The 25,606-nt window shown below is 66.9% G+C and carries 24 protein-coding genes; 20 read left to right on the top strand and 4 right to left on the bottom strand.

Annotation, left to right across the window (positions count from 1 at the left end; genetic code table 11):
* Window positions 1–17 precede the first annotated feature (17 nt).
* Window positions 18–1,355: a transglycosylase SLT domain-containing protein gene (locus ABIB38_RS20030; protein WP_429206459.1), complete on the bottom strand. Its 1,338-nt coding sequence runs from the start codon at window positions 1,353–1,355 to the stop codon at window positions 18–20.
* Window positions 1,356–1,704: 349 nt separating this feature from the next.
* Here ABIB38_RS20030 and ABIB38_RS20025 point away from each other — a divergent pair, with 349 nt between their 5' ends.
* Window positions 1,705–2,271, top strand: a complete 567-nt coding sequence (locus ABIB38_RS20025; RefSeq protein WP_429206458.1) for a DUF1415 domain-containing protein — start codon at window positions 1,705–1,707, stop codon at window positions 2,269–2,271.
* Complete coding sequence (locus tag ABIB38_RS20020) at window positions 2,255–2,473, top strand: DUF1289 domain-containing protein (RefSeq protein ID WP_429206457.1); 219 nt, start codon at window positions 2,255–2,257, stop codon at window positions 2,471–2,473. Before ABIB38_RS20025 ends, ABIB38_RS20020 begins: the two co-directional genes overlap by 17 nt.
* Window positions 2,474–2,490: 17 nt before the next feature.
* Here ABIB38_RS20020 and ABIB38_RS20015 read toward each other — a convergent pair whose 3' ends face one another.
* A complete protein-coding gene (locus ABIB38_RS20015; protein ID WP_429206456.1) occupies window positions 2,491–3,000 on the bottom strand; it encodes a DUF1993 domain-containing protein in 510 nt (169 codons plus the stop codon).
* A gap of 191 nt (window positions 3,001–3,191) precedes the next feature.
* Between ABIB38_RS20015 and ABIB38_RS20010 the strand changes: the two genes are divergently transcribed.
* Together ABIB38_RS20010 and ABIB38_RS20005 are read left to right on the top strand one after the other, a co-directional pair.
* Window positions 3,192–6,077 carry a bifunctional diguanylate cyclase/phosphodiesterase gene (locus ABIB38_RS20010; protein ID WP_429206455.1) on the top strand — a complete coding sequence of 962 codons (2,886 nt, stop codon included), beginning with the start codon at window positions 3,192–3,194 and terminating at the stop codon, window positions 6,075–6,077.
* A gap of 91 nt (window positions 6,078–6,168) precedes the next feature.
* Window positions 6,169–8,388 (top strand): molybdopterin cofactor-binding domain-containing protein, encoded by a 2,220-nt coding sequence (locus ABIB38_RS20005; protein ID WP_429206509.1) that lies wholly within the window; start codon window positions 6,169–6,171, stop codon window positions 8,386–8,388.
* A 174-nt stretch (window positions 8,389–8,562) separates the two neighbouring features.
* Here ABIB38_RS20005 and ABIB38_RS20000 read toward each other — a convergent pair whose 3' ends face one another.
* Window positions 8,563–8,988: a thioredoxin family protein gene (locus tag ABIB38_RS20000; RefSeq protein ID WP_429206454.1), complete on the bottom strand. Its 426-nt coding sequence runs from the start codon at window positions 8,986–8,988 to the stop codon at window positions 8,563–8,565.
* Between the two features lie 125 nt (window positions 8,989–9,113).
* On the opposite strand from ABIB38_RS20000, the gene tsaB reads away from it, so the two are divergent.
* The 4 genes from tsaB to ABIB38_RS19980 are packed head-to-tail and all read left to right on the top strand — an operon-like array spanning window position 9,114 to window position 12,145.
* Complete coding sequence (gene tsaB / locus ABIB38_RS19995; protein WP_429206453.1) at window positions 9,114–9,848, top strand: tRNA (adenosine(37)-N6)-threonylcarbamoyltransferase complex dimerization subunit type 1 TsaB; 735 nt, start codon at window positions 9,114–9,116, stop codon at window positions 9,846–9,848.
* Entirely contained in the window at window positions 9,845–10,312 is a 468-nt protein-coding gene (rimI, locus tag ABIB38_RS19990) for a ribosomal protein S18-alanine N-acetyltransferase (RefSeq protein WP_429206452.1), read from the top strand. The genes tsaB and rimI overlap by 4 nt, the downstream gene beginning before the upstream one ends.
* On the top strand, window positions 10,309–11,211 hold the full coding sequence (locus ABIB38_RS19985) for a uracil-DNA glycosylase (protein WP_429206451.1): 903 nt from the start codon (window positions 10,309–10,311) through the stop codon (window positions 11,209–11,211). Before rimI ends, ABIB38_RS19985 begins: the two co-directional genes overlap by 4 nt.
* Complete coding sequence (locus ABIB38_RS19980; protein ID WP_429206450.1) at window positions 11,195–12,145, top strand: DUF1853 family protein; 951 nt, start codon at window positions 11,195–11,197, stop codon at window positions 12,143–12,145. Before ABIB38_RS19985 ends, ABIB38_RS19980 begins: the two co-directional genes overlap by 17 nt.
* 474 nt (window positions 12,146–12,619) lie before the next feature.
* On the opposite strand, the gene lplT is transcribed toward ABIB38_RS19980, so the two are convergent.
* Window positions 12,620–13,879, bottom strand: coding sequence for a lysophospholipid transporter LplT (gene lplT, locus ABIB38_RS19975; protein WP_429206449.1), 1,260 nt, complete (start codon window positions 13,877–13,879; stop codon window positions 12,620–12,622).
* Between the two features lie 160 nt (window positions 13,880–14,039).
* Between lplT and alr the strand changes: the two genes are divergently transcribed.
* From alr to ABIB38_RS19915, 12 genes are all read left to right on the top strand, one after another.
* A complete protein-coding gene (gene alr, locus ABIB38_RS19970; protein WP_429206448.1) occupies window positions 14,040–15,146 on the top strand; it encodes an alanine racemase in 1,107 nt (368 codons plus the stop codon).
* 53 nt (window positions 15,147–15,199) lie between these two features.
* Window positions 15,200–16,576: a DNA repair protein RadA gene (gene radA, locus ABIB38_RS19965; protein ID WP_429206447.1), complete on the top strand. Its 1,377-nt coding sequence runs from the start codon at window positions 15,200–15,202 to the stop codon at window positions 16,574–16,576.
* Between the two features lie 84 nt (window positions 16,577–16,660).
* Window positions 16,661–16,981: a PilZ domain-containing protein gene (locus ABIB38_RS19960; protein WP_429206446.1), complete on the top strand. Its 321-nt coding sequence runs from the start codon at window positions 16,661–16,663 to the stop codon at window positions 16,979–16,981.
* Between the two features lie 505 nt (window positions 16,982–17,486).
* On the top strand, window positions 17,487–18,521 hold the full coding sequence (gene pstS / locus ABIB38_RS19955; protein WP_429206445.1) for a phosphate ABC transporter substrate-binding protein PstS: 1,035 nt from the start codon (window positions 17,487–17,489) through the stop codon (window positions 18,519–18,521).
* A gap of 103 nt (window positions 18,522–18,624) precedes the next feature.
* Window positions 18,625–19,632, top strand: coding sequence for a phosphate ABC transporter permease subunit PstC (gene pstC, locus ABIB38_RS19950; protein WP_429206444.1), 1,008 nt, complete (start codon window positions 18,625–18,627; stop codon window positions 19,630–19,632).
* Between the two features lie 15 nt (window positions 19,633–19,647).
* Entirely contained in the window at window positions 19,648–20,508 is an 861-nt protein-coding gene (pstA, locus tag ABIB38_RS19945) for a phosphate ABC transporter permease PstA (RefSeq protein WP_429206443.1), read from the top strand.
* 23 nt (window positions 20,509–20,531) lie between these two features.
* On the top strand, window positions 20,532–21,332 hold the full coding sequence (gene pstB / locus ABIB38_RS19940; protein ID WP_208280752.1) for a phosphate ABC transporter ATP-binding protein PstB: 801 nt from the start codon (window positions 20,532–20,534) through the stop codon (window positions 21,330–21,332).
* Between the two features lie 62 nt (window positions 21,333–21,394).
* Window positions 21,395–22,096, top strand: a complete 702-nt coding sequence (gene phoU / locus ABIB38_RS19935) for a phosphate signaling complex protein PhoU (protein ID WP_429206442.1) — start codon at window positions 21,395–21,397, stop codon at window positions 22,094–22,096.
* A gap of 2 nt (window positions 22,097–22,098) precedes the next feature.
* Window positions 22,099–22,785 carry a response regulator gene (locus ABIB38_RS19930; RefSeq protein WP_429206441.1) on the top strand — a complete coding sequence of 229 codons (687 nt, stop codon included), beginning with the start codon at window positions 22,099–22,101 and terminating at the stop codon, window positions 22,783–22,785.
* 19 nt (window positions 22,786–22,804) lie between these two features.
* A complete protein-coding gene (gene phoR, locus ABIB38_RS19925; protein WP_429206440.1) occupies window positions 22,805–24,097 on the top strand; it encodes a phosphate regulon sensor histidine kinase PhoR in 1,293 nt (430 codons plus the stop codon).
* 146 nt (window positions 24,098–24,243) lie between these two features.
* Window positions 24,244–25,194, top strand: a complete 951-nt coding sequence (locus ABIB38_RS19920) for a patatin-like phospholipase family protein (protein ID WP_429206439.1) — start codon at window positions 24,244–24,246, stop codon at window positions 25,192–25,194.
* Window positions 25,191–25,601: a GlcG/HbpS family heme-binding protein gene (locus tag ABIB38_RS19915; protein WP_429206438.1), complete on the top strand. Its 411-nt coding sequence runs from the start codon at window positions 25,191–25,193 to the stop codon at window positions 25,599–25,601. Before ABIB38_RS19920 ends, ABIB38_RS19915 begins: the two co-directional genes overlap by 4 nt.
* Window positions 25,602–25,606: the final 5 nt, after the last annotated feature.

Genomic DNA, 25,606 nt, shown 5'->3' with positions numbered 1-25,606 from the left:
TGGCACGGGCGGCGCGCTCAGCGCTGCTTGCGCTTGGACGAGGTATTGCGCGCGATGCGCTTGCCGTTCTTGCCGGCGTCGGCCTTGGCCTTGAAGCGCGAGGCACTGCGCTTGACCTTGCCGCGGTCGGCTTCGAAGGCCACGACGGCGTTCTCGATGATGTTCTCGGCGATGTCGGCGTGGCCGGAGGCCGAGGTCCTCGGCACCAGGATCGTCGAGCCGGCCTTCAGGCGCGACTGCGGCGGGATGTTGTTGGCCTGGCGAATCACTTCGGGCGTGGTGCCGAACTTCGAGGCCAGCTGGGCGATCGTCACCCGGGCGCCGGTGATCTTGTGCGTGGTCCAGGTAGACAGGGCTTGGCCCCACTGCGCCAGGTTGATGTGAAATTTCTCGGCATTCTCGGTCGGCAGCAGGATCTTGGTGCGCTCGCCGCCGATGATGACCGGCTTCTTGAACTGCGGATTGAGCGCTTTGAATTCGTCCAGCGACATCTCGGCCAGCTGGGCCGCGATGGCCAGGTCGATGTCGCTGGTCTTGTCGATCGTCGTGAAATAAGGCTGGTTGTCGATCGCCGGCAGGGTCACGCCGTACTGGGATGGATTTGCCACCACATTCTTGACTGCCTGCAGCTTGGGGACGTAGTTGCGGGTCTCGGCCGGCATCAGCTCGGCCAGGCTCTCGAAGTCGGTCGGCTTGCCGAGTTCCTGGTTTTTCTTGATGGCACGCTGAACATTGCCTTCGCCCCAGTTATATGCCGCCAGGGCCAGCGGCCAGTCGCCAAACATCGTGTACAGGCGCTGCAGATAGGTCAGGGCGGCGTCGGTCGAGGCAATCACGCCGCGCCGCTCGTCCTTGAACATGTTCTGGCGCAGGTCGAAGTCCTTGCCGGTGCCCGGCACAAATTGCCACAGGCCGGCGGCGTTGGCGCTCGACATGGCCTGCGGATTGAAGGCCGATTCGATGACCGGCAGCAGGGCCAGTTCGGTCGGCATGCCGCGCTTTTCCAGTTCCGACACCACGTGATACAGGTAGGGCGAGGCGCGCCCGGAAATGCGCGACAGGTTGGCCGGGTGCGCCGCATAGGCCTGGGCGTGGCGCGTCACCAGGGCATTGTTCAGGTCGGGAATCGCATAGCCGCTGCGGATGCGGCCCCAGACATCGGTCTCGCGGTAGTCGTCGGCGTCCAGCTTCATCACCGGCAGCGCCGGCGACAGTGCCGGCCGTTCGATGCCCGACGCGGCGCGGGCGCTTGGCGCCGGGGCCGCGTCCAGCGCCTGGCTCAGCGGCGCTGCCGCCAGGAGGGCCAGCGCAGCCAGGGTCAGGATCGAGCGTTTCGTATCGTGCATGGGCTTCATGGTGAGGCGTTTCCAATGTTGCGTCCAGGAACGAAAGAACAGGACAAGGAGGGAGTGTACGTATCAATTGTCGAGTCAGTCAAGAATTAAGTCGCCTCGTTACACTTCGGAAGGCGAACGGAAGATGTCATCCGTAGGCATCAAGAAAACGGAAGATGCTGTACATACCATGCATATTGATGAGAGGGATGTCTCGTTGCCCGACCTGCTGCGCGCATTGCCCTACTCATCATGAATAACGGTCGCGTCTGGCAAACCTTAGCGCCGTGGCGGGGTCGAACTATGAGTCGGCGCAAAGAGTGCGTACAATCCAGGCTTTGCCGTTCGCCTTGCTTTCGAAAGTTGCACCATGAGCACCCCCAATCTGAATGCCGACGATGACGCCATCATCGCCGCCACCCGCAAGTGGCTGGAGCGGGCCGTCATCGGCCTCAATCTCTGTCCCTTCGCCAAGTCGGTCCATGTCAAGGAGCAGGTGCGCTACGTCGTGTCGACTGCCACCACGCCCGAGCAATTGCTTGAGACCTTGATGGACGAGTTGCAGCACCTGTCCGATACCAGCCCGGAGCAGGTCGACACGACCTTGCTGATCCACCCCTTCGTGCTGAATGATTTCGAGGACTACAACGAATTCCTGGACGTGGCCGACGTCGCGGTCGAGGATCTGCAGCTCGACGGCGAGCTGCAGGTGGCTTCCTTCCACCCGGATTACCAGTTCGCGGACACCGACCCGGCCGACATCTCGAACTACACCAACCGCGCCCCGTACCCGATCCTGCACCTGCTGCGCGAAGACAGCATCGCGCGCGCGGTCGAGGCCTTCCCGGAAGCGGACGCGATCTTCGACAAGAATATCGCCACCATGGAAAAGCTCGGCCACGAAGGCTGGGACAAGCTCGATGTCGGCCCGGCCTGAACACGGCGCCGCCGCGCCGGCGCCGTCCGAACGCCCCGACACCCCGTGCGTCGCGGTGTGCTCGACCACCTTCGACGAGGTGTGCCGCGGCTGCGGCCGCACCGTCGCCGAAGTCGCCAACTGGGTGTCGATGGATGCCGCCGCCAAGGAAGTCGTATGGCAGCGCATCCTGGCGCAGGGTTATCCGCGCCGGAATACATAGTCAAGCGCCGCGCGCTCTCAATAGGCGCCGATGAAATCCCGCTTGCCGATCGGGACGCCGTTGTGGCGCAGGATCGCGTACGCCGCCGTCGCGTGGAAGAAGAACTGCGGCAGCGCGAAGTGCGTCAGGTAGCGCGCGCCGTCGTCGAAATGGCGCGCCCGCTCGCCGCTGCCGTGGGTGATGGCGCGGGTGGCGCCGGCTTCCACGTCCGCTTCCTTCAGGCTGTCGATGAAGCCCAGCGTCTTGCTGATGCGTTGCTGCAGCTCGGCGAAGGTGCGCTCGCCATCCTCGTAGCGCGGCGGTTCGATCCCCGCCAGGCGCGCGCCGGCGCCCTTGGCGAAGTCGGTGGCGATCTGGATTTGCCTGGCCAGCGGGAACATGTCGGGATAGAGCCGCGCCTGGAGCAGGGCGTCCGGCTCGATGCGGCGTTCCTGGGCATGGGCCTCGGCCTTTTCCAGCACCGCGGCGAGACTGCCCAGCAGCTGGCGGAATACCGGCACCGAGGCGGCGTACAGGGAATGGCTCATATCGTCTTTCTCCTTAGCTAAAGAATTGGTCCAAAAACGAGGCCGATGATAGCAAGTCTTGTCGCGCGGCGCCGACGGTGGCGCTGGGGACCGGCATGCCGCCGGCCATGATGTTAGTGACTCCAGGCAAGCAACTGTGCATAATCTGACCATCGTTGATGCATCGGGTTCGCCCGTCCAGTCCCGCCTCCATGTCGAGTCCTGCCGCCCGCCCCCCGTCCCGCCTGCGTTCGCTGTACGGCCGTTCGCTGTACGGAGCGTTGCTGCTGGTGGTGTTCGCCGGCCTGCTGGCCCCTGCCGTGGTCGGCAGCTACCTGCTGGTCGGCCTGCAGCAGCGCGCGGGCGCCGGCCCGGACGACGCGCTGCAGGGCAATCATGCGCTGGTGCTGGTGCTGGCGCTGCAGCTGGCGGTGTCGCTGCTCCTGATCGCGCTGCTGCTGCGGCGGCGCCTGCTGTCGCCGCTGCGCAAGCTGATGTGCTTTTCGGACCGCCTGGCGCGTGGCGACTTCGAGACCCCGCTGGCGCTGTCGGCCCAGGACGAGCTGGGACGGCTGGGCGAGCAGATGGAGCGCATGCGCCTGGCGATCCGCGACCTGTTCGCCGACGTCGCGCGCCGCGAGGAACAGTTCCGCACCATCGTGACCCAGGTCCCGGGCGCCGTGTACCGGGTGCGCGCGGGTGGGCCGATCGAATTCGTCAGCGACGAGATCGAGAAGATCACCGGCTACCCGGCGGCGCGCTTCATGCGCGCCACTACCGAGGACTGGGCCGCCATCGTCCATCCGGAAGACCGGCGCGCCTACTACCGCACCGTGCGCGACGCGGCCCGGTCGGGCGCCGCCTACGAGATGGAATACCGGATCATCGACGCCCACGGCATCGAGCGCTGGGTGCAGGAACACGGCCAGCCGCAGGGCGCCCTCGATCCGGCGCTGCATGGGCCGGAAGGCGTGCGGGTGGACGGCATCATCTCGGACATCAGCGAGCGCCGCCACGACGAGATGCGCATCGAGGCGCTGCTGGCCGAGCAGGGCGCGATCCTGGACAACGTCATGTTCGGCGTGCTGTTCGTGCGCCAGCGCCGCATCGTCTCCAGCAACCGTCGCTGCGAAGCGCTGTTCGGCTACGGCGAAGGCGAGATGGTGGGACAGTCGACCGCGATCCTGTATCCGAACCGCGAAGACTACGAACGCACCAGCGTCGAACAGTATCCGCTGCTCGAGAAAAGCATGGACCTGGGCGAGGAGCGCCAGCTGCGCCACCGCGACGGCAGCCTGTTCTGGTGCCTGATGAGCGGCTGCGCGCTCAAGCCGAACCGCGCCAACGAGGGCAGCATCTGGGTGTTCGCCGACATCACCGAGCGCAAGCTGGCCGAGGAGAAGCTGCGCTTGTCGGCCAACGTCCTGGAACACATCGCCGACGGCGTGATGGTGCTCGACGTGCATGGCCGGATCGTGGCCACCAATCCCGCCTTCACCCGCATCACCGGCTACGCCGAGCAGGAAGCGCTGGGGCGGACGTCGAGCCTGTCGGCGCACGGCGGGAGCGCGACCGAAAGCGCAGCAGGCACCCGCAACGATCCCGCCCTGTACCAGGAAATATGGCGCGAGCTCGGCGCATCCGGCTTCTGGCGCGGCGAGATCTGGGACACGCGCAAGGGCGGCGAAGCCTACCTGGAAGCGCTCACGGTGTCGGCGGTGCGCGACGACGACGGCGCCACCACCCACTACGTGTGCGTGTTCAGCGACATCACGGGCGCGCGCGAATCGCAGATCCAGCTCGACCACCTGGCCCACCACGACCCGCTGACCGCGCTGCCCAACCGCCTGCTGTACCACGACCGCCTGCGCCACGCGATGGCGCGCGCCGAGCGCGGCGGCGAGCAGCTGGCGGTGATGTTCATCGACCTCGACCGCTTCAAGAACGTCAACGACACGCTCGGCCACCACGTGGGCGACGAGTTGCTCAAGCAGGCGGCGCAGGCGCTGTCGCGCTGCCTGCGCGAAGGCGACACCCTGGCGCGCCTGGGCGGCGACGAATTCATCGTGCTGCTGGAAGACGTCGACGGCGAGCATGGCGCCACGCGCGTGGCCGACAAGCTGATGGCGATGTTCGAGCAGCCGTTCGACGTCTCGGGCCACGAGCTGTTCGTCACCGGCAGCATCGGCATCAGCCTGTACCCGCAGGACGGGTGCGACATGCACATCCTGATCCGCAACGCCGACGTTGCGATGTACCAGGCCAAGGCGCGCGGCCGCAACGGCTACCGGTTCTATGCGCCGGCGATGAGCGGCGACGGCGCCGTGCGCCTGCGCATGGAGGCGCTGCTGCGGCGCGCGGTCGAGAAGCACGAGATCTATCTGGCCTACCAGCCGCAGGTCGAGATCGACAGCGGCCGCCTGGTCGGGGTCGAGGCCCTGCTGCGCTGGAACAGCCCCGAACTGGGGCAGGTCGCCCCGAGCAGCTTCATTCCGCTGGCCGAGGACACCGGCTTCATCGGCCAGCTGGGCCAGTGGGTGCTGCAGGAAGCCTGCCGCCAGATGGTGGCGTGGGAAGCGCAGGGGCTGTCGGTGCCGAAGATCGCCGTCAACCTGTCGGTGCGCCAGTTCGAGCGCGGCGGCATGGCCGCCGCCGTGGCCGCGGTGCTGGGGGACGCCGGCCTGGCGCCAGAGCGCCTGCAGCTCGAGGTGACGGAATCGGCGATCATGAACACGGGCGACGCGCTGCAGTACGTGAACGACCTGCATGCGATCGGCGTGTGCCTGGCGATCGACGACTTCGGCACCGGCTACTCGTCGCTGGCCTACCTGAAGCAGTTGCCGGTGCAGACCCTCAAGATCGACCGCAGCTTCATCAAGGACATCCCCCAGGATCCGGACGACGGGGCGATCGCGATCGCGATCATCCAGCTCGGCAAGAGCATGAACCTGTCGGTGATCGCGGAAGGCGTAGAGCGCGAGGAACAGGGGGCCTTCCTGCTGGCCCATGGCTGCAACCTGGCCCAGGGCTATTTGTATGGCAAGCCGCTCGCGCACGACGAGATCCTGGCGCGCTGGGGAGGCACGCCGGGTGCCTGAGAAGGTGAACAAGAAGGTCCGTGCGCCGGCGCGCCGTAACTTTTTGCTGGCGGGCCTCGCCGCCGGCGGCGCGCTGCTGATCGGCTGGGGGATGCAGCCGCCGCGCCAGCGCCTGCATCCTTCGCGCCCGCTGGAGCTTGCCGGCGATGAGGTCGCGCTCAATGGCTGGGTCGCGCTCGCGCCCGACGGCGCGGTCTCGGTGGTGGTGCCGCGCAGCGAGATGGGGCAGGGCGTGCACACGGCGCTGCCGATGCTGGTGGCCGAGGAACTCGACGTCGGCCTGGACGCGGTGCGCGTGGTCGCCCCGCCGATCGACAAGATCTATGCCAACGTCACGGTGCTGCGCGAAAACCTGCCGTTCCACCCGGACGACGCCGGCCGCACGGCCCAGGGCGCCCGGTGGCTGATGGAGAAGGTCGGCCGCGAGCTGGGCATCATGTTCACCGGCGGCTCGAGCAGCGTGCGCGATGCCTGGCTGCCGATGCGCGAGGCGGGCGCGGTGGCGCGGGCGATGCTGGTGCGGGCTGCGGCCGATGCGTGGCAGGCGCGGGTGGAAGACTGCCGCACCGAGGACGGCTTCGTGATCCACCTCGACGGCCGCAGCGCCGGCTATGGCGCGCTGGCCGCGCTGGCGGCGCGGGCCGGCGCCGGACTCACCGCCAAGGACGTGCGCCTCAAGCCGCCGTCGGCATTTCGCCTGATCGGCCAGCCGCAGCCGCGCCTGGACAGCCGCGCCAAGGCCGACGGCAGCGCGCGTTTCGGCATCGATGCGCGGCCGGCCGGGATGGTATATGCGGCGCTGGCGATGGCGCCGGCGATCGGCGCCACGGTCGCGGCCTTCGACGCCGACGCGGTGCGCCGGATGCCGGGCGTGCTGGCTGTGGTCGACGTCTCGTCCGCGCTCGTTGGGCGCAGCGGCGCCGGGGCTGCTGCCGCAGCCGCAGCCGGTATAGCGGTAGTGGCGTCGACCTGGTGGCAGGCGCGCCAGGCAGCCCAGGCCTTGCCGGTCACCTGGCAGCCGGGCGCGGGGGCGGCGGTCTCGAGCGCCGCGGTCATGGCCGGCCTGGCGCGCGCGCTCGACGACAAGCAGGGGCATGTCTACCACGAGACCGGCACGCAAGCGGTCGCGGGCGCCGCACCGCACGGGGCAAGAACGCTGCGCGCCGAATACCGCGCGCCGTTCCTGGCCCATGCGGCGCTGGAACCGGTCAACTGCACCGCCCAGGTCATGCGCGGCAAGGTGCGGCTGTGGGCCTCGACCCAGGTGCCGAGCATCGCGCTCGACTGCGCCGCGCGCGTGGCCGGGGTGGCGCGCGAGGACGTGGAAATCGAGGTGATGCTGCTGGGCGGCGGCTTCGGGCGCCGCCTCGAAGTCGACATGGTGGCGCAGGCGGTGGCCATCGCCAAGGCCCTTGGTGGCCAGCCGGTGCAGCTGATCTGGACCCGCGAGCAGGACATGATGCACGACGTCTACCGGCCGGCGGCGCTGGCGCGCTTCACGGCGCAACTGGGCGCGGACGGCGCCATCCTGGCCTGGGACAGCAAGTCGGCCAGCGGCGCCATCGGCCACCAGTACGTCGAGCGCAGCCTGGGCCTGCCGGGCCTGGGGCCGGACAAGACCACCGCCGAGGGAGCGTACGACCATCAATATCCGATCCCGAACCAGCGCGTGGCCCACGTGACGGTCGACAGCCAGGTGCCGATCGGCTACTGGCGCTCGGTCGGGCATTCGCACAACGCCTTCTTCAAGGAGTCGTTCCTGGACGAGGTGGCGCACGCCGGCGGGCACGATCCGGTGGCCCTGCGGCGCACACTCCTGGCGCGTCATCCGCGCGCGCTGGCGGTGCTGGACGCGGCGGTCGGCGCCGCCGGCCAGCCGCCGCCAGGGCGGGCCCACGGCGTGGCGCTGCACCGCTCGTTCGGCAGCACGGTGGCCCAGGTGGCCGAGGTTTCGGTCGAGGATGGCGAGATCCGCGTGCACCGCGTGGTGTGCGCGATCGATTGCGGCCTGGCGGTCAACCCGAACATCGTGGCCCAGCAGGTCGAGTCGGGCGTGGTGTTCGGCCTGTCGGCGGCACTGGCCGGCGAGATCACGATCGAAGAAGGCACGGTCCAGCAATCGAACTTCGGCGACTATCCGCTGCTGCGCATCGCCCAGGCGCCGCAGGTAGAAACCATCGTGATGGCAAGCCGCGCGCATCCGGAAGGCGTCGGCGAGCCGGCCGTGCCGCCGGTGGCGCCGGCGGTGGCGGCGGCGGTGTTCAAGCTGACCGGGCAGCGCCTGCGCAGCTTGCCGCTGAGATTGGGGTGAACCCTTGGGCCGGGCACTGGCCCTCGCCCGCGATACAGGCCGGCAGTTCGTCTGGTATGCCCTTCGGGAACGCTTCCCTCAGGTAGTCGAGGAAGGCCGACACCCTGACGCCGCGCAGGCGCCGAGAGGGAAGCAGCGCGCACAGGGCGACCTGCGGCGCGTATCCACGTCGGATCAGTCCGGCGCGCCGAGCAGCACGCGCAGATTGCACTCCTCCTGCCAGTCGCGGCGCTCTGCGCTCGACTGCGCGAGGCGCGCCAGCTCGTCGTCGCCCAGTTCGGCCTGGGCCTGGATCAGCCGGTCGGCCACGCCGCCGTCCGGCACAATCGTGCCGAAGAAGGCGACGGTGTCGCCGCGCTGCAGCAGCAGCGTCGGGAAATTGTCGACGTCGAGGTCGCCCACCAGGTCGGCCTGGTCTTCGATGTCGATCCAGACGAAGCGCTTGTCGGGATGGCGCAGCGCCAGCTCTTCGAAGGTGGCGCGGTAGGTCGCGCAGGTGCCGCACCAGGCGGCGCACAGGCAGGCGACGGTCCAGCCGTCGCCATGGACGGCGGCGGCGACGGCGTCGCGGGTGGTGGAGTCGAGGGTCAGGCTCTGCATGTGCGGCATTGTACAGCGAGTTGCGGATGGTGTTGCGGCGCGATGTTGCACCGCAATGGCGCAATCCAGCGGCGATTCGCCATGGCGCCATGGAAGCCCTCGGGCCGAGAAGGTAAAATAGCGCAATGCCTAACATCCTTGCTATAGAAACCTCGGCCGAGCTGGCGTCCTGCGCGCTGCTGGCCGGGGACAACGTGATCGTGCGTTCGACTCCCGGCGTGCGCAGCCACTCGCAATCGGTCCTGCCCATGGTGCAGGAACTGCTGAAAGAGGCCGGCATCGCCCTGGCCGACTGCGACGCCATTGCCTTTGGCGCCGGCCCCGGTTCGTTCACCGGCGTGCGCACCGCCTGCGGCGTGGCCCAGGGCCTGGCCTATGGCGCCAGGCTGCCGGTGCTGCCGCTGGTGACCCTGGAAGCGATGGCCGAGGCCTGCCGCGCCGCCACCGGCGCCGATGAGGTGCTGGCCGTGCTCGACGCGCGCATGGGCGAGGTGTACTGGGCCCAGTACCGCTTCGACGGTGGCAAGTGGCTCGAGGTGCTCGCGCCCGCGCTGTCGGCGCCGCAGGACGTGGCGCCGCTCGCGGCGGAAGGTCTGAGGGCTTGCGGCAACGGCTTTGCGGAGTATGCCGACGCCTTCGCCGGCAAGCCGTTCGCGCAAGCCGCCTTGCCCGGCATCGTGCCGCATGCGCGTGAGCTGGCGCTGCTGGCGCGCGGCGCGCTGGCGGCCGGGAAGGGCGTGCCCGCGGCCCAGGCCCAGCCGCTCTACCTGCGCAACAAGGTCGCCTACACCAGCGCCGAGCGCCAGGCGATCAATCAGGCCAGCGCGCAGGCCAGCGCGGCCGCCAGGGCCGGCACATGACGCAGTTGCAGGATACCGGCCTGCACCTGGCCCCGATGACGGCGGCCGACGTGGACGAGGTATGGGCGCTCGAATGCAGCGTCTTTCCCTTTCCCTGGAGCCGCGGCAACTTCGTCGACGCAGTGGAAAGCGGTTACGATTGCTGGACCGTGCGCGACGCAGACGGCGAGCTGGCCGGGTATTACCTGTTGATGTACGCGCTCGACGAGGCGCACCTGCTCGACGTCGCGGTGGCCGGCAAGCGCCAGCGCCAGGGCCTGGGCCGGCGCCTGCTCTACCAGATCGCGGCGCGCGCACGCGGGCACGGCATGGCGTCGATCCTGCTCGAGGTGCGGCCGTCGAACGAACGGGCGCTGGAAGTGTATCGCCGCCATGGCTATGTGCAGATCGGCCGCCGCAAGGGCTATTATCCGGCCGGCGCGGCGGGCCGCGAGGACGCGATCGTGATGAGACTGGATTTATGACGAACCTGAGCCAGCGCGATGCGCTGTTCCTGGCCGAGATGGGCATCGGCCCGCTGTGGCGGCTGCGCGATGCGCCGGCCGTGGCCGATCCGGCGGCCGAGGCGGCCGTCGTCGGGGCGGCGCCGGACGCCGCCGCGCCCGCACCGGCGCCTGCAGCAATGCCCGCAGTGGCGCCAATCTCCGCGCCCGCACCTGCAGCCGCATCCGCGCCGGCCGCGCGCGTCCACACGCCGCTGTCCGCGCCGCCTTACCGCAATCCGCCGCCCGCGCAAGACGAAGCGGCCTGGGACGACGGCGTCGCAACCGAGCCGGCGGCGCCCGACGTCGCCACGATGGATTGGGCCGGGCTGCGCCAGGCGATCGCGGCTTGCAAGGATTGCGCCTGCGGCGACGGTCGCAAGCCGGTGTTTGGCGCCGGCCCGCGCCAGGCGCGCTGGCTGATCGCCGCCGGCACCCCGAGCGCGCTCGACGAAGAAGCCGGCCAGCCGCTGACGGGCGAACCCGGCAAGCTGCTCGACAATATGCTGCACGCGGTCGGGTTGTCGCGTGAGCGCGATGCCTACGTCACGCCGCTGGTCAAGTGCCGGCCGCTGAACGCGAAGGGGGGCGAGCGCGCGCCGACCCCCGGCGAGATTGCCGCCTGCCGTCCTTTCGTCGAACGCGAACTGGCGCTCACCCGGGCCTCGACCGTGCTGACTCTGGGCCAGGTCGCGACCAACGGCTTGCTGGGCCGCGCGCTGCAGGAGCCCCTGGCCGGTGCGCGCGGCGAGGTCCATCAGCTGAACGAGGTGCCGCTGGTGGCGACCCTGCATCCGGGCGAGTTGCTGCTGCGCGGCGACAATAAGGCGCTGGCCTGGGCCGACCTGTGCCGGGCACGCTCCCTTGGACCACGCGACTAGCGCCCATCAGGCGGCCTTCCACCGCCGCTGGGGTCACCTGCGGCGGGCGCCGGTGCGCGCGCTGGCCTGGCTGCTCGATTCTCCCGACCTGCTGGACGCCGCGGCTTCGGCGTGGGCGGGCCGCATTGCCACGCTCGGCCCGGTCACGCCGGACGTGGGCGACTGGCTGGCGCAACTCGACCGGGACCCGTCCAGGCTCGAGGCGGCGCTGGGCGGCAAGACGTACACCCGCCTCGGGCTGTATGCCGAGAAGTTGATGGCCTTCTATTTCGCCGAACAGGGCCGCCTGGTGCGCCACGGCCTGCAGGTGCGCGCCAGCCGCAACGACACGGTGGGCGAGTTCGACTTTTTGCTCGAGCGCGGCGCGGACGCACTGACCCATATCGAGTTCGCCACCAAGTTCTATCTGCTCGATGGCGGCGCCGCGAACGAATTCGATGCCCTGGTGGGGCCCAACCTGGCCGACAGCCTGGGCGCCAAGATGCGCAAGGTATTCGAGCGCCAGCTCGCGCTGGGCGAGCATCCGGCGGCGCAGGCGCTGCTGCCGCGCCCGGTGACCCAGGCGCTGGCCCTCGTCAAGGGCTGGCTGTTCTATCCCGCCGGCAACTGGCCGGCAATGCAGGGCATCACGGCCGGCCACTGCCGCGGCTTCTGGTGCGCGCTCGACGAACTGGACGCCATCCCCGGTGAGGATTTCCTGATCCTGCCGAAGCTGGAATGGCTGGCGCCGTGCCTGGCGCAATCGAGCGCGCATCGGCTGCTGACCCGTACCGAGCTCGGCGCCGCGCTGGCGCAAGCTTTCGCCACGTCCGGCACGCCGCTGCTGGTGGCGACCGTGCGCCGCCGGGACGATCTCATCGAAGAAACCGACCGCGGCTTCATCGTCCCCAACGACTGGCGCGCCCGCGCCGCTCAGGCGCGCACGCCAACATAGCCCAGCCCTCAATGAGGGTCAGCGTCGAATTGTTTGACAACTTTCCGCAGCGCGCAATAAGTCGCCCCCGAGTCATCCTTTTTCCGCTGGCCAGCTCGACAGTAAATAAATAGGGTCGGAGTCGAATTGTTTGACAACTTTGAGGAATTGCCCAATAAGTCGACTCTGACCCTCATTATTTTTTTGCCGGTGGGATCTGTTTATGTGAAGGTAAGGCAAGGAATACGAAGAATGCCGAGACGCGGCGGAATGCGCTGAACAGCCGCTGCTTCCTTGGCTTAAATTTCATTGCAAAACAATGAGGGTCAGAGTCGACTTATTGAGCAATTTTTCGCATGGAGGCGAAATTGGGGACAGAGTGCGCTGTCCGAGCAAGTGCTTGGGATAATCAGCTAGCTGGTTCGCGCGTTGAGCAATGGCTGGGGCGAAACGTTGTCAAACAATTCGACACTGACCCTATGGTAGGGGTCAGGGTCAGTGTTTGCCTTCGCCGATCAGTCCGAGCGAATCGTGTTCGCGCTGGTTGAGGGTGTGGCGGCGCTGGATCAGGAGCATGATGCCGGCGACCGACAGGCCGAAGATGACGATGATGATGTCCAGGTCCAGGTTCAGCGTGATCATGACCGCGTAGGCGGCCAGCATCACCAGGATCGACAGGTTCTCGTTGAAGTTCTGCACCGCGATCGAGTGCCCCGCGCTCATCAGGACGTGGCCGCGGTGCTGCAGCAGCGCGTTCATCGGCACCACAAAGAAGCCCGACAGGAAGCCGATCAGGGCCAGCAGCGGATAGGCCACCGACACCGAATGCACGAACACCATGCTGGTCACGACCAGGCCCATGATGATGCCCATCGGGATCACGCTCAAGGACTTGCGCAGCGGGATCATGCGCGCCGCCATCGCCGCGCCCAGCGCCACGCCGATCGCGACCACGCCGATCAGGTTCGTGGCCTTGTCCAGCGGCAGGCCGAGCGAGCGCTCGGCCCATTTCAGCACGATGAATTGCAGAGTGGCGCCGGCGCCCCAGAACAGGGTCGTCACCGCCAGCGAAATCTGGCCCAGCTTGTCGCGCCACAGGGTGGCCGAGCAGTTGGCGAAGTCGGTGATTAGCTTGATGGGGTTGCGTTCCTGGTGCTCGTAGCGCGCGCCGGTGTCCGGGATGCGCAGGTTGAACAGGGCAGCCAGCATGTAGATGCCGACCACCACCGCCATCGCCGCTTCGGCGCCGGTCGTGATGCCCAGGGCCGTAAAGGCGTCAAACGACAGCAGGAAGTTCACGCCGCGCTCGCTCACCAGGGTGCCGCCGAGCACGGTGCCGAAGATGATCGACATCACGGTCAGTCCCTCGATCCAGCCATTGGCAGGCACGAGCTTCTCGGGCGGCAGCAGTTCGGTCAGGATGCCGTACTTGGCGGGCGAATACACGGCCGCGCCGAAGCCGACCACGGCATACGCGATCAGGGGGTGGACGGTGAAGAACATCAGGGCGCAGCCGGCGACCTTGATGATGTTCGCGATGAACATCACGCGCCCCTTGGGCAGCGCATCGGCGAAGGCGCCCACGAAAGCGGCGAGCAGGACGTAGAACAGCACGAATGACAGCTTCAGCAACGGAGTCAGCGATGCCGGGGCGTCCATTGCGACGAGCAGGCTGATCGCGACAAACAGGAGCGCGTTATCCGCCAGCGACGAGAAGAACTGCGCCGCCATGATGGTATAGAAACCACGGTTCATTCGAGAATTCACAAATCTGGTCCGGGTTGCTTTATACCATGAATGCATAGACCGGCGAAACCGGAAACGCGGACGCGGCGGCAGCGCGCGGCCCGCTCCGGTAGAATAGACACCTGACGTCTTATACCGGATCGCCTCCGTTTTTCTTTAAAAGCTTGCCATGCCGCGTCCGCTCTTCGCCACCATCCACCTCGATTCGATGCAGCACAACCTGGCCCAGGCGCGCAGCTGCGCGCCGCTGGCGAAGATCTGGGCCGTCGTGAAAGCCGATGCCTACGGCCACGGCCTTGAACGCGCGATGCGCGGCTTCGCCACTGCCGACGGCCTGGCGCTGGTCGAGCTGGAAAGCGCGATCCGCCTGCGCGAACTCGGCTGGATCAAGCCGATTCTTTTATTAGAGGGATTCTTCGAAGCGGCCGACGTGCCCATGCTGGCCGAGCACAATATCGCCACCGCCGTGCACAGCATCGAGCAGGTCAAGCTGCTCGAGTACACGCAGCTGTACCGCCCGATCGACGTCTACCTGAAGATGAACACGGGGATGAACCGCCTGGGTTTTCCGCCCGCCCAGTACGGCGCCGCCTACCAGCGCCTGCGCGCGATCCGCGACGTGCGCTCGATCACCCACATGACCCATTTCGCCAATGCCGACGAGCTGGAGCATCCGCGCCTGACGATCGCCGAGCAGGTGCGGCGTTTCCAGCTGGGGGCCGCCGACCTGGCCGGCGAGCGCAGCCTGTCCAATTCGGGCGGCGTGCTGCACCAGGCCGAACTCGCCGACCAGTTGTCGAACGACTGGGTCCGCCCCGGCATCATGCTCTACGGCGGCACGCCGGGCGGGCGCAGCGCCCGGGATTTCGGCCTGCGCCCCACCATGACCCTGCGCTCGGAAGTGATCGGCATCCAGCATATCGGGCCGGGCGACACGGTCGGCTACGGCAGCCGCTTCGAGGCCGAAGGCCCGATGACGATCGGCGTGGTGGCCTGCGGCTATGCCGACGGCTACCCGCGCAGCGCGCCGCACGGCACGCCGGTGCTCGTCGACGGCGTGCGCACGACGCTCGTCGGCCGGGTCTCCATGGACATGATGACCGTCGACCTGACGCCGGTTCCCAACGCCCGCATCGGCAGCAAGGTCACCCTGTGGGGCGACGGGTTGCCGATCGACGAAGTGGCGCAGGCCGCGGGCACCATCGGCTACGAGCTGATGTGCGCCCTGGCGCCGCGCGTGCGCGTCACCGAAGGCCGTCTCGGCACCGACGGTTGAGTGCCAGTTGAGCGCCGGTTGAACACCGGCCCGACCAACCCCATATCGACATGATGGCAAAAGCAAAAACCAATTACACCTGCAGCGAGTGCGGCGCGATCGCCAGCCGCTGGACCGGCCAGTGCGCCGATTGCAAGGCCTGGAACACGATGGTCGAGACCGTCGTCGACACGCCGGGCGTCAACCGCATGTCGCAGACCCCGCACCGCAGCCTGGCGCAGACGGCGCCGGTACTGTCCCTGGCCGACATCGAGGCGATCGACGTGCCGCGCTTCGGCACCGGCATCGAGGAATTCGACCGCGTGCTGGGCGGGGGCCTGGTGGCCGGCGGCGTGGTCCTGATCGGCGGCGACCCCGGCATCGGCAAGTCGACCCTGCTGCTGCAGGCGCTGTCGAGCCTGTCCACCATCCGCAGCACCCTCTACGTCAGCGGCGAGGAATCCGGCGCCCAGATCGCGCTGCGCGCGCGCCGCCTGGCGGTGGATGCGAAAGACCTGAAACTGCAGGCCGAGATCCAGCTCGAGAAAATCCTCGGCACCATCGCCGACCTCAAGCCCGAGGTGGTGGTGATCGACTCGATCCAGACCATGTATTCCGATGCGCTGACGTCGGCTCCCGGCTCGGTGGCCCAGGTGCGCGAATGCGCGGCCCAGCTCACGCGGGTGGCCAAGCAGACCGGCGTGACCATCATCCTGGTCGGCCACGTCACCAAGGAAGGCGCGCTGGCCGGCCCGCGCGTGCTGGAACACATCGTCGATACCGTGCTGTACTTCGAAGGCGATACGCAATCGAGCTATCGCCTGGTGCGGGCGATCAAGAACCGCTTCGGCGCGGTGAACGAACTGGGCGTGTTCGCGATGACCGAAAAGGGCCTGAAGGGCGTCTCGAATCCTTCCGCCCTGTTCCTGTCCCAGCACGACAGCCAGGTGCCCGGCTCCTGCGTCATGGTGACGCAGGAGGGAACGCGGCCTTTGCTGGTCGAGATCCAGGCGCTGGTCGACACCAGCCACCTGCCCAACGCGCGCCGCCTGTCGGTCGGCCTGGAACAGAACCGCCTGGCGATGCTGCTGGCGGTCCTGCACCGCCACGCCGGCATCGCGGCCTTCGACCAGGACGTGTTCATCAATGCGGTCGGCGGCGTCAAGATCACCGAACCGGCGGCCGACCTGGCGGTGCTCCTGGCGATCAACTCGTCGATGCGCAACAAGCCGCTGCCGCGCGGGCTGGTGGTGTTTGGCGAGGTCGGCCTGGCCGGCGAAATCCGGCCCGCGCCACGCGGCCAGGAACGCTTGCGCGAAGCGGCCAAGCTGGGCTTCTCGCTGGCGGTGATCCCGAAATCGAATACGCCGAAGGCCAGGATCGAGGGCATGACCATCATCGCGGTCGAACGCATCGACGAGGCGTTCAACAAGTTGCGCGAAATCGACTGACGGTCGATCGCGGTCCGCGACTACCTGTCGGATTTTCCGGTAGATTCTATAATCGTGCCTTGTTCACTGTATTCGGGTAAACACGTGTTCCAAGACCAAAGGAAATCTCCACGCAAGGCGTACCGTACCAAGGCCCTGCTCGCCATCGACGGCCAGCCCCCCATCGCCGGCAAGACCAGCGACGTCGGCGCCAACGGCGTGAGCATCAGCCTGGCCGATCCGCTGGCGGTCGGGCAGGGCGGGCAAGTGGCCTTCGACTTGCTGGTCGAGGGCAGCATCGTCACCATCCAGACGCGGGCCAAGGTGTCATACTGTATTTTCAGCAGTGGCGAGTTCAAGGTAGGCTTTCAGTTCCTGCAGCCCGACCTGGCGGCGGTGACGGCCCTGGCGCGCTTCATGCGATGAAGTCGACGGTGCGCTGCCGGCGCCTGGTACACCCCCCAAATATGACAAACGGCGAGCGCCATCGGGCCCGCCGCCTGCTGTATCGGCCCGCCGAGCGGGCCGTGCGCTATTCGTGATAGCGGTCGTGCAACTTGGAGGAACTGCCGCGGACTTCCTGGTAAATCTCGAACGCCACGAGGGCGGCCAGGCCGGTCAGAATCCCCATCACCATCAGCTCTAACATTTGAAACAAAACGCCTCTCGGCATCCCCTCCATGTCATGACTACCCTCTCAGGATAGCAGGCAATGGTGTATTTACAAGCGTCGCGGTGCGGAACATGGCATGATTCGGTCGACGCCGATGGCCATTCGCGCGCCGCGCCATTCCCGTGGATGACATCCTTGCGCGCGTGTCATGTTGATGTCACATTCGCCAATATGTCATGAACCTGTCATATTCGCCCGTTAGACTGCGCCACATCGTCAGCGGGACCGTCCCGTGGTGTCACTTCCAAAGGATCCGATATGCGCATGAAGCACTTCTTCGTCTCGATCGCCCTGGCTGCAACGGCATTCTCCGCCAGCGCCCAGAACGCCAACATCACCGGCGCCGGCGCGACCTTCCCGTACCCGATCTATGCCAAGTGGGCCGAGCTGTACAAGGCGGCTAGCGGGGTCGGCCTGAACTACCAGTCGGTCGGTTCGGGCGCCGGCATCAAGCAGATCAAGGCCAAGACCGTCGACTTCGGCGCATCCGACATGCCGCTGGCGGCCAATGAGCTCAATGCCGCGGGGCTGTTCCAGTTCCCGGCCGTGATGGGCGGCGTGGTGCCGATCGTGAACCTGAACGGCATCGCCCCGGGCCAGCTGAAGCTGAGCGGCGCGGTCATCGCCGACATCTACATGGGCAAGATCACCAAGTGGAACGCGCCGCAGATCGCCGCGCTGAACCCGGGCGTCAAGCTGCCAACCAACGACATCACCGTCGTGCGCCGCGCCGACAGCTCGGGCACCTCGTTCCTGTGGACCGACTACCTGAGCAAGGTCAGCCCGGCCTGGAAATCGACCATCGGCGTCGGCACCACCGTCAAGTGGGCGGTCGGCGTGGGCGGCAAGGGCAACGAGGGCGTGGCCGCCAACGTGCAGCGCATCAAGGGCAGCATCGGCTATGTCGAGTGGGCCTATGCCAAGAAGAACAAGATGGCGCACACCCAGCTGCAGGGCGCCGACGGCGCCTGGCTGCAGCCGTCGGACGACGCCTTCAAGGCCGCCGCCGCCAGCGCCGACTGGAAAGGCACCCCGGGCTTCGCCGTCATCCTGACCAACCAGGCCGGCAAGGGCGCCTGGCCGGTCACCGGCGCCTCGTACATCCTGGTGCACAAGACCCAGGACGCCGCCAAGGGCCGGCAAGTGCTGAAGTTCTTCGACTGGGCCTTCAAGAACGGCGCGCCTGCCGCCGCCGATCTGGACTACGTGCCGATGCCGGCCGATGTGACCAAGCTGATGCAGGACGCCTGGCGCGCCAACCTGAAGGACGCGAGCGGCAAGGCGCTCTGGTAAACCAACCACCTGACAAGAAAAGGCCGGCCATGCCGGTCTTTCTGTATGCCAGCGCTATTGACAAAACGATATTGATAACAAAACCATGAGCGTCCAACCATCCATGTCCGTGAACGATCTGCCCGAGAAAGCAGCGCCAGACGCCGACCTCTACCAGTCCGCCGCCATGCGCAACACCATGCGCAACCAGCGCATTCAGGACTTCTTCTTCCACAAGGTCACGCTGCTGTTCGCCGCCTCGGTGCTGGCGGTCCTGGTCGGGATCATCATCTCGCTGGCGATCGGCGCGGCCCCGGCCTTCAAGGAATTCGGTCTCGGCTTCATCACCCGCGTGGAGTGGGATCCGGTCAACGACCAGTACGGCGCCATGATCGCGATCTACGGCACCCTGGCCACCTCGATCATCGCGCTGGCGGTGGCGTTCCCGATCAGCTTCGGCATCGCGCTGTTCCTGACCGAGATCTGCCCGGCCTGGCTGCGCCGCCCGCTGGGCACCGCGGTCGAACTGCTGGCCGGCGTGCCGTCGATCATCTACGGCATGTGGGGCCTGTTCGTGTTCGCGCCGCTGTTCGCCGAATACGTGCAGCCCGCCCTCAAGGAAACCATCGGCCAGCTGCCGGTGATCGGCGCGATCTTCCAGGGCCCGGTGATGGGCATCGGCATCCTGACCGCCGGCCTGATCCTGGCGATCATGATCATCCCCTTCATCGCTTCGGTGATGCGCGACGTGTTCGAGATCGTCCCGACCGTGTTGAAGGAATCGGCGTACGGCCTGGGCTGCACCAAGTGGGAAGTGATGCGCAAGGTGGTGCTGCCGTACACCCGCAACGGCGTGGTCGGCGGCGTGATGCTGGGCCTGGGCCGCGCGCTGGGCGAGACGATGGCGGTGACCTTCGTGATCGGCAACGCCCACGACCTGTCGGCCTCGCTGTTCTCGGCCGGCAACTCGATCTCGTCGACCCTGGCCAATGAATTCGCCGAAGCGGCCACCGAGCTGCACTCGTCGTCGCTGTTCGCCCTGGCGCTGATCCTGTTTGCGATCACCTTCGTCGTGCTGTCGGCCGCAAAGCTGATGCTGGTCGGCATGTCCCGCAACGAAGGCACCAAGTAAAAGAAGGCTACCGAGATGAACAACGCAATCAAGAACCCCGTCTATCGCAAGCGCCTGCTGGCGCACCGCGTCGGCATCACCCTGTCGGTCGTGGCCATGGGCATCGGCCTGGCCTTCCTGGCCTGGATCCTGGGCACCTTGCTGTACAACGGTGTCGGCGCACTGGCCGGGACCCTGTTCACCAACGACACGCCGGCGCCGGGCACCCCGGGCGGCGGCCTGCGCAACGCCATCGTCGGTTCGCTGATGATGGTCGGCCTGTCGACCCTGGTGAGCACCCCGATCGGCATCCTGGCCGGCATCTACCTGGCCGAATATGGCGAGAACAACAAGTTCGCTCAGGTGACCCGCTTCGTGACCGACATCATGCTGTCGGCCCCGTCGATCGTGATCGGCCTGTTCGTGTATGCGATCTACGTCGCCAACGTGAAGCATTTCTCCGGCTACGCCGGTTCGATCGCGCTTGCCCTGATTGCGATTCCGGTCGTGGTGCGCACCACCGACAACATGCTGCGCCTGGTGCCGTCGAGCTTGCTGGAAGCGGCGTATGCCCTCGGCGCACCGCACTGGAAGGTGGCGACGACGGTGCGCCTGCGCGCCGTGAAGGCCGGCGTCGTGACCGGCGTGCTGCTGGCTGTGGCCCGCGTCTCGGGCGAGACCGCGCCGCTGCTGTTCACCGCGCTGAACAACCAGTTCTACAGCCACGACATGAACGCGCCGCTGGCCAACCTGCCGGTCGTGATCTACCAGTTCGCGATGAGCCCGTACGACGACTGGCGTTCGCTGGCCTGGGGCGGCGCACTGCTGGTGACCGCGACCGTGCTGCTGCTCAACATCATTTCGCGCACCATGTTCGCCCAAAAAACTCCGCGTTAATCCAATTGTTAAAAGATAAAGCGATGAACCAAGCCATGCTCAATACGACTCCAGCGCCGGCCGCTGCCAAGGCCAAGACGATCGAAATCCAGGGCCTGAACTTCTTTTACGGCAAAACGCAGAGTCTGAAAAATGTCTCGCTCGACATCCACGCCAAGCAGGTAACGGCCTTCATCGGCCCGTCGGGCTGCGGCAAGTCGACCCTGCTGCGCACGCTGAACCGGATGTACGACCTGTACCCGGGCCAGCGCGCCGAAGGTTCGATCATGTACCGCGGCCGCAATATCCTGGAGCCGGGCGTCGACGTCAACATGCTGCGCGCCAAGGTCGGCATGGTGTTCCAGAAGCCGACCCCATTCCCGATGTCGATCTACGACAATATCGCCTTCGGCGTGCGCCTGTACGAAAACCTGTCGAAGGGCGAGATGGACGAGCGCGTCGAATGGGCGCTGAAAAAGGCGGCGCTGTGGGAAGAAGCCAAGGATAAGCTGAACAAGAGCGGCCTGTCGCTGTCGGGCGGCCAGCAGCAGCGCCTGTGCATCGCGCGCGGCGTGGCGGTCAAGCCTGACGTGTTGCTGCTCGATGAACCGACCTCGGCGCTGGACCCGATCTCGACCGCCAAGATCGAGGAACTGATCAGCGAACTGAAGCAGGATTACACGATCACCATCGTGACCCACAATATGCAGCAAGCGGCGCGTTGCTCGGACTACACGGCCTACATGTATCTTGGCGAGCTGGTCGAATTCGGCGAGACCGACCAGATCTTCATGAACCCGGCGCGCAAGGAAACGCAAGACTATATTACCGGCCGCTTCGGCTGATTTCACCCGGTAGTTCATTTTGCCGGCCCCGCCGGCTTCACAGAATATTTGACGGAGAAGTTATGACAGGCGAGCATTCATCCAAGCAGTACGATCAGGAACTCGAGGGCATCCGTTCCCAGGTGTTGCTGATGGGCGGCATGGTGGAAACCCAGTTCGAGGAGGCGCTCGAGTGCTTCCGCATCGGCGACATCGCGCGCGCCGAGCGCGTGATGGCCGAAGACCAGGCCGTCAACCAGCTCGAAGTCTCGCTCGACGACGCCTGCAGCCACCTGATCGTCAAGCGTCAGCCGACCGCCAACGACTTGCGCACCGTGATGGCGACCATCAAGGTCATCACCGACCTGGAGCGCATCGGCGACGAGGCGACCAAGGTCGCGCGCACCGCGAAAAGCCTGCACGAGCGCGGCGTCACCGGCTTTGGCCACTACGACATGATCCGCACCATCGCCAAGGCGACCTCGGAACTGCTGCACGATTCGCTGGACGCGTTCGCGCGCCTGGACGGCAAGCAGGCCTTGCAGATCATCGCCGGCGACGAGGTGGTCGACCACGAGTTCCGCACCATCCTGCGCAGCATGGTCACCTACATGATGGAAGACCCGCGCACGATCTCGTCGGCGCTGGACACGCTGTGGGTGGCGAAGGCGATCGAGCGCATCGGCGACCATGCGAAGAACATCGCCGAATACGTGATCTACGTGGTCGAAGGCCGTGACATCCGCCACAGCAAGGTGATTCTCGACGGCCAGCCGGCGGCTTGAGCATGGCGGACAACACCTCCGTCCTGGTGGTCGAAGACGAGCCGGCGATCGTCGAGCTGGTGACCTATTCCCTGCGCGAGGCGGGCTGGGACATCCGTAGCGCCGACACCACCGCCAGCGCCTGGGACAGCATCCGCCAAAGCAAGCCCGACCTGCTGCTGCTGGACTGGATGCTGCCCGACCAGAGCGGGCTGCGCCTGCTGTCGCGCCTGCGCGCCGACCGCGACTTCCAGGACCTGCCGGTGATCATGCTGACGGCAAAGAGCATGGAAGAGGACAAGCTGGCGGGCCTGAACACCGGCGCCGACGACTACATCACCAAGCCGTTCTCGCCGCGCGAGCTGCTGGCGCGCGCGCGTGCGCTGCTGCGCCGCAAGAGTCCGCACCTGGCCGAGGCGCCGCTGCGCGCCGGCGCGGTGACGCTCGACCCGAACAGCTGCACCGTGACGGTCGAGGACCAGCAGATCGACATCGGCAATGCGGAGTACAAGCTCTTGAAGTACCTGATGGCGCATCGGGAGCGCGTGTTCTCGCGCGCCCAGCTGCTCGACAAGGTGTGGGGCGACCATGCGGTGATCGAGGAGCGCACGGTGGACGTGCACGTGCTGCGGTTGAGGAAGGCATTGAAAAGCGCTGATGGCTTGATCCGCACCGTGCGCAGCGTCGGCTATATGCTGTCCGAAAAATAACACGGTATCGAAGGACGCGATGAATCCGAAGCTGCTGTTCTGGGTGCCGGCGCTGCTGCGCACGGCGCTGTTGTTCGCCGTGGCCGGCGTGGTGTGGTGGTGGTCTGGCCCCGTGGCCGGGCTGGCGCTGGCGCTGGCCGGCATGGCGGTGGCGGTATTTATCCAGCTGTCGTACCTGTACAAGCTCGGCCAGTGGCTGGAAGAGCCGCACAGCACGCGCCTGCCGGACGGCTGGGGCGCCTGGACCAATGCCTTCGCGCGCCTGTATCGCCTGCGGCGCGACGACGAGCGCCATCAGACCGAACTGACCGAATGGCTGGCGCGTTTTCGCCAGGCGATGCACCTGCTGCCGGAAGGCGTGGCCATCATGGACGACGTGCTGTTCCTGGAGTGGTGCAATCCGGCGGCCGAGCGCCACCTGGGGCTGACGATGGAACGCGACAAGGGGCTGCGCGTGACGAACCTGGTGCGCCACCCCGACTTCATCGACTACATCGTGCTGGGGCGCTACGAGCAGCCGCTGACGCTGTCGCTGCGTGGCCGCAAGCTGGAATGCCGCATCATCCCGTTCGAGAACCGGCGCCAGATCCTGGTGACGCACGACGCCACCGACACCGAGCGCATCGAGGCGATGCGGCGCGACTTCATCGCCAACGCCTCGCACGAGCTGCGCACGCCGCTGACGGTGATCGTGGGCTTCCTCGAGATCGCGCTGTCCGATCCGGGCATCGACGTCGCCACGCGGATGGCGCACCTGAACCTGATGACCGAGCAGGCGCGCCGCATGCAGCGCCTGATCCAGGACATGCTGACCCTGTCGCGGCTGGAGTCGGACGAATTTCCCATGAGGCGCGAGCGGGTGGACATACGCAGCCTGATCGACTCGATCGCCCTCGAGGCGCGCGCGCTGTCGGGCGGCCGGCACCAGATCGAGGTGGCGGTCGACGGCCCGGACGTCATGGGCAGCATGGAAGAGCTGCGCAGCGCCTTCGCCAACCTGGCGTCGAACGCGGTGCGCTACTCGCCGAACGGCGGCACGATCCGCCTGGCCTGGACGCGCGGCCCCGATGCGCTGAGCTTTGCCGTGACCGATTGCGGCATCGGTATCGCCCCCGAACACATCCCGCGCCTGACCGAGCGTTTCTACCGCGTCGACAAGAGCCGTTCGCGCGACACCCAGGGCACCGGCCTGGGCCTGGCGATCGTCAAGCACGTCCTGCTGCGCCACGGCGGCAAGCTGACGATCACCTCGCAGCCGGGCAAGGGCAGCACCTTCTCCGCCATGCTCCCGAATACCTCGCTGCCGGCTTGATCCCAGGCTGACCAGGGCCGGCGCCGAGTTGTTCGACAACTTCGGGAACGACTGGAAGAGGGCGCCGGCCGGCGGGGGGGCGGATCTCGTGCCCCAGGGGAACCAGCCGAGGTACAATCTCTGCCTTGTTCTCTTCGGCACATTTCATGCTCTCTCGTCGTACCTCTCTCGCGGCGTGCGCCGCACTGCTCTTGAGCGCTTGCGGCGGCACGCCGCTGCAGACGCCGGCCACCCCGGTCGCCGCCGCCCCGGCGGCTGCGCCACTGCCGCCCAGGAAAATCCGCATCGGCCTGGCCCTTGGCGGCGGCGCCGCGCGCGGCTTCGCCCACATCGGCGTGATCAAGGCCCTCGAAGCCCAGGGCATCTATCCCGAGATCGTGGTCGGCACCAGCGCCGGTTCGGTGGTCGGCTCGCTGTATGCATCGGGCCTGAACGGCTTCGCCCTGCAAAAGACGGCCCTTGCCATGGACGAGGCCACCATTTCGGACTGGGCGCTGCCGTGGCTCGGCAAATCCACTGGCCTGCTCAAGGGCGAGGCGCTGCAGAATTATGTGAACAAGGCTGTTGGCAATGTGCCGATGGAAAAGCTCAAGTTGCGCTTCGGCGCCGTGGCCACCGACCTCAAGACCGGCCAGCCGATCCTGTTCAACCGCGGCAATACCGGCATGGCGGTGCGCGCGTCGTCGAGCGTGCCGAGCGTATTCCAGCCAGTTAAAATCGGCAACAAGGAATACGTCGACGGCGGCCTGGTGGCGCCGGTGCCGGTGCGTTTCGTGCGCGAGATGGGCGCCGATTTCATTATCGCCGTCAATATCTCGAGCGCGACCGAGGGTGCGGCCACGGCCAGCTCGCTCGACGTCCTGATGCAGACGTTCAGCATCATGGGTCAGCGCCTGAACCATTTCGAATTGAAGGACGCCGACATCGTGATCACGCCGGCGCTCGGCAATATGGGATCGGGCGATTTCGGCGGACGCAATCTCGCCATCCTGGCCGGCGAGCAGGCCGCCGCCGCGGCCATGCCGCAGATCAAGGCCAAGTTGAAGCTCAACGTATCGCAACCCACATCATCGCAAACTGCGCAAGGAAAACCATGAACACCAAACCCTACCTGACCCTGCTTGATGCCAAGAAGATCGGCGCCGCCGCCGAAGCCGAGGCCGTGCAAAACGGCTGGGCCGTGTCGATCGCGATCGTCGACGACGGCGGCCACCTGCTGTGGCAGCAGCGCCTGGACGGCGCGCCGCCCGTGTCGTCGTATATCGCGCCGGCGAAAGCCAATACCGCCGCCCTCGGCCGGCGCGAATCGAAGATCTACGAAGACGTGGTCAACAATGGCCGCATGTCCTTCCTGAGCGCGCCGAAGCTGGAAGGCATGCTCGAAGGCGGCGTGCCGGTGATCGTCGACGGCCACGTGATCGGCGCGGTTGGCGTGTCGGGCGTCAAGTCGGACCAGGACGTGCAGATCGCCCGCGCAGGGATTGCCGCACTGAACGCCGCCTGAAGGCC

The organism is Massilia sp. UYP11 (assembly GCF_050434805.1).
Classification (GTDB): domain Bacteria; phylum Pseudomonadota; class Gammaproteobacteria; order Burkholderiales; family Burkholderiaceae_D; genus Telluria.
This window is presented reverse-complemented; position numbering and strand designations above follow the sequence as displayed.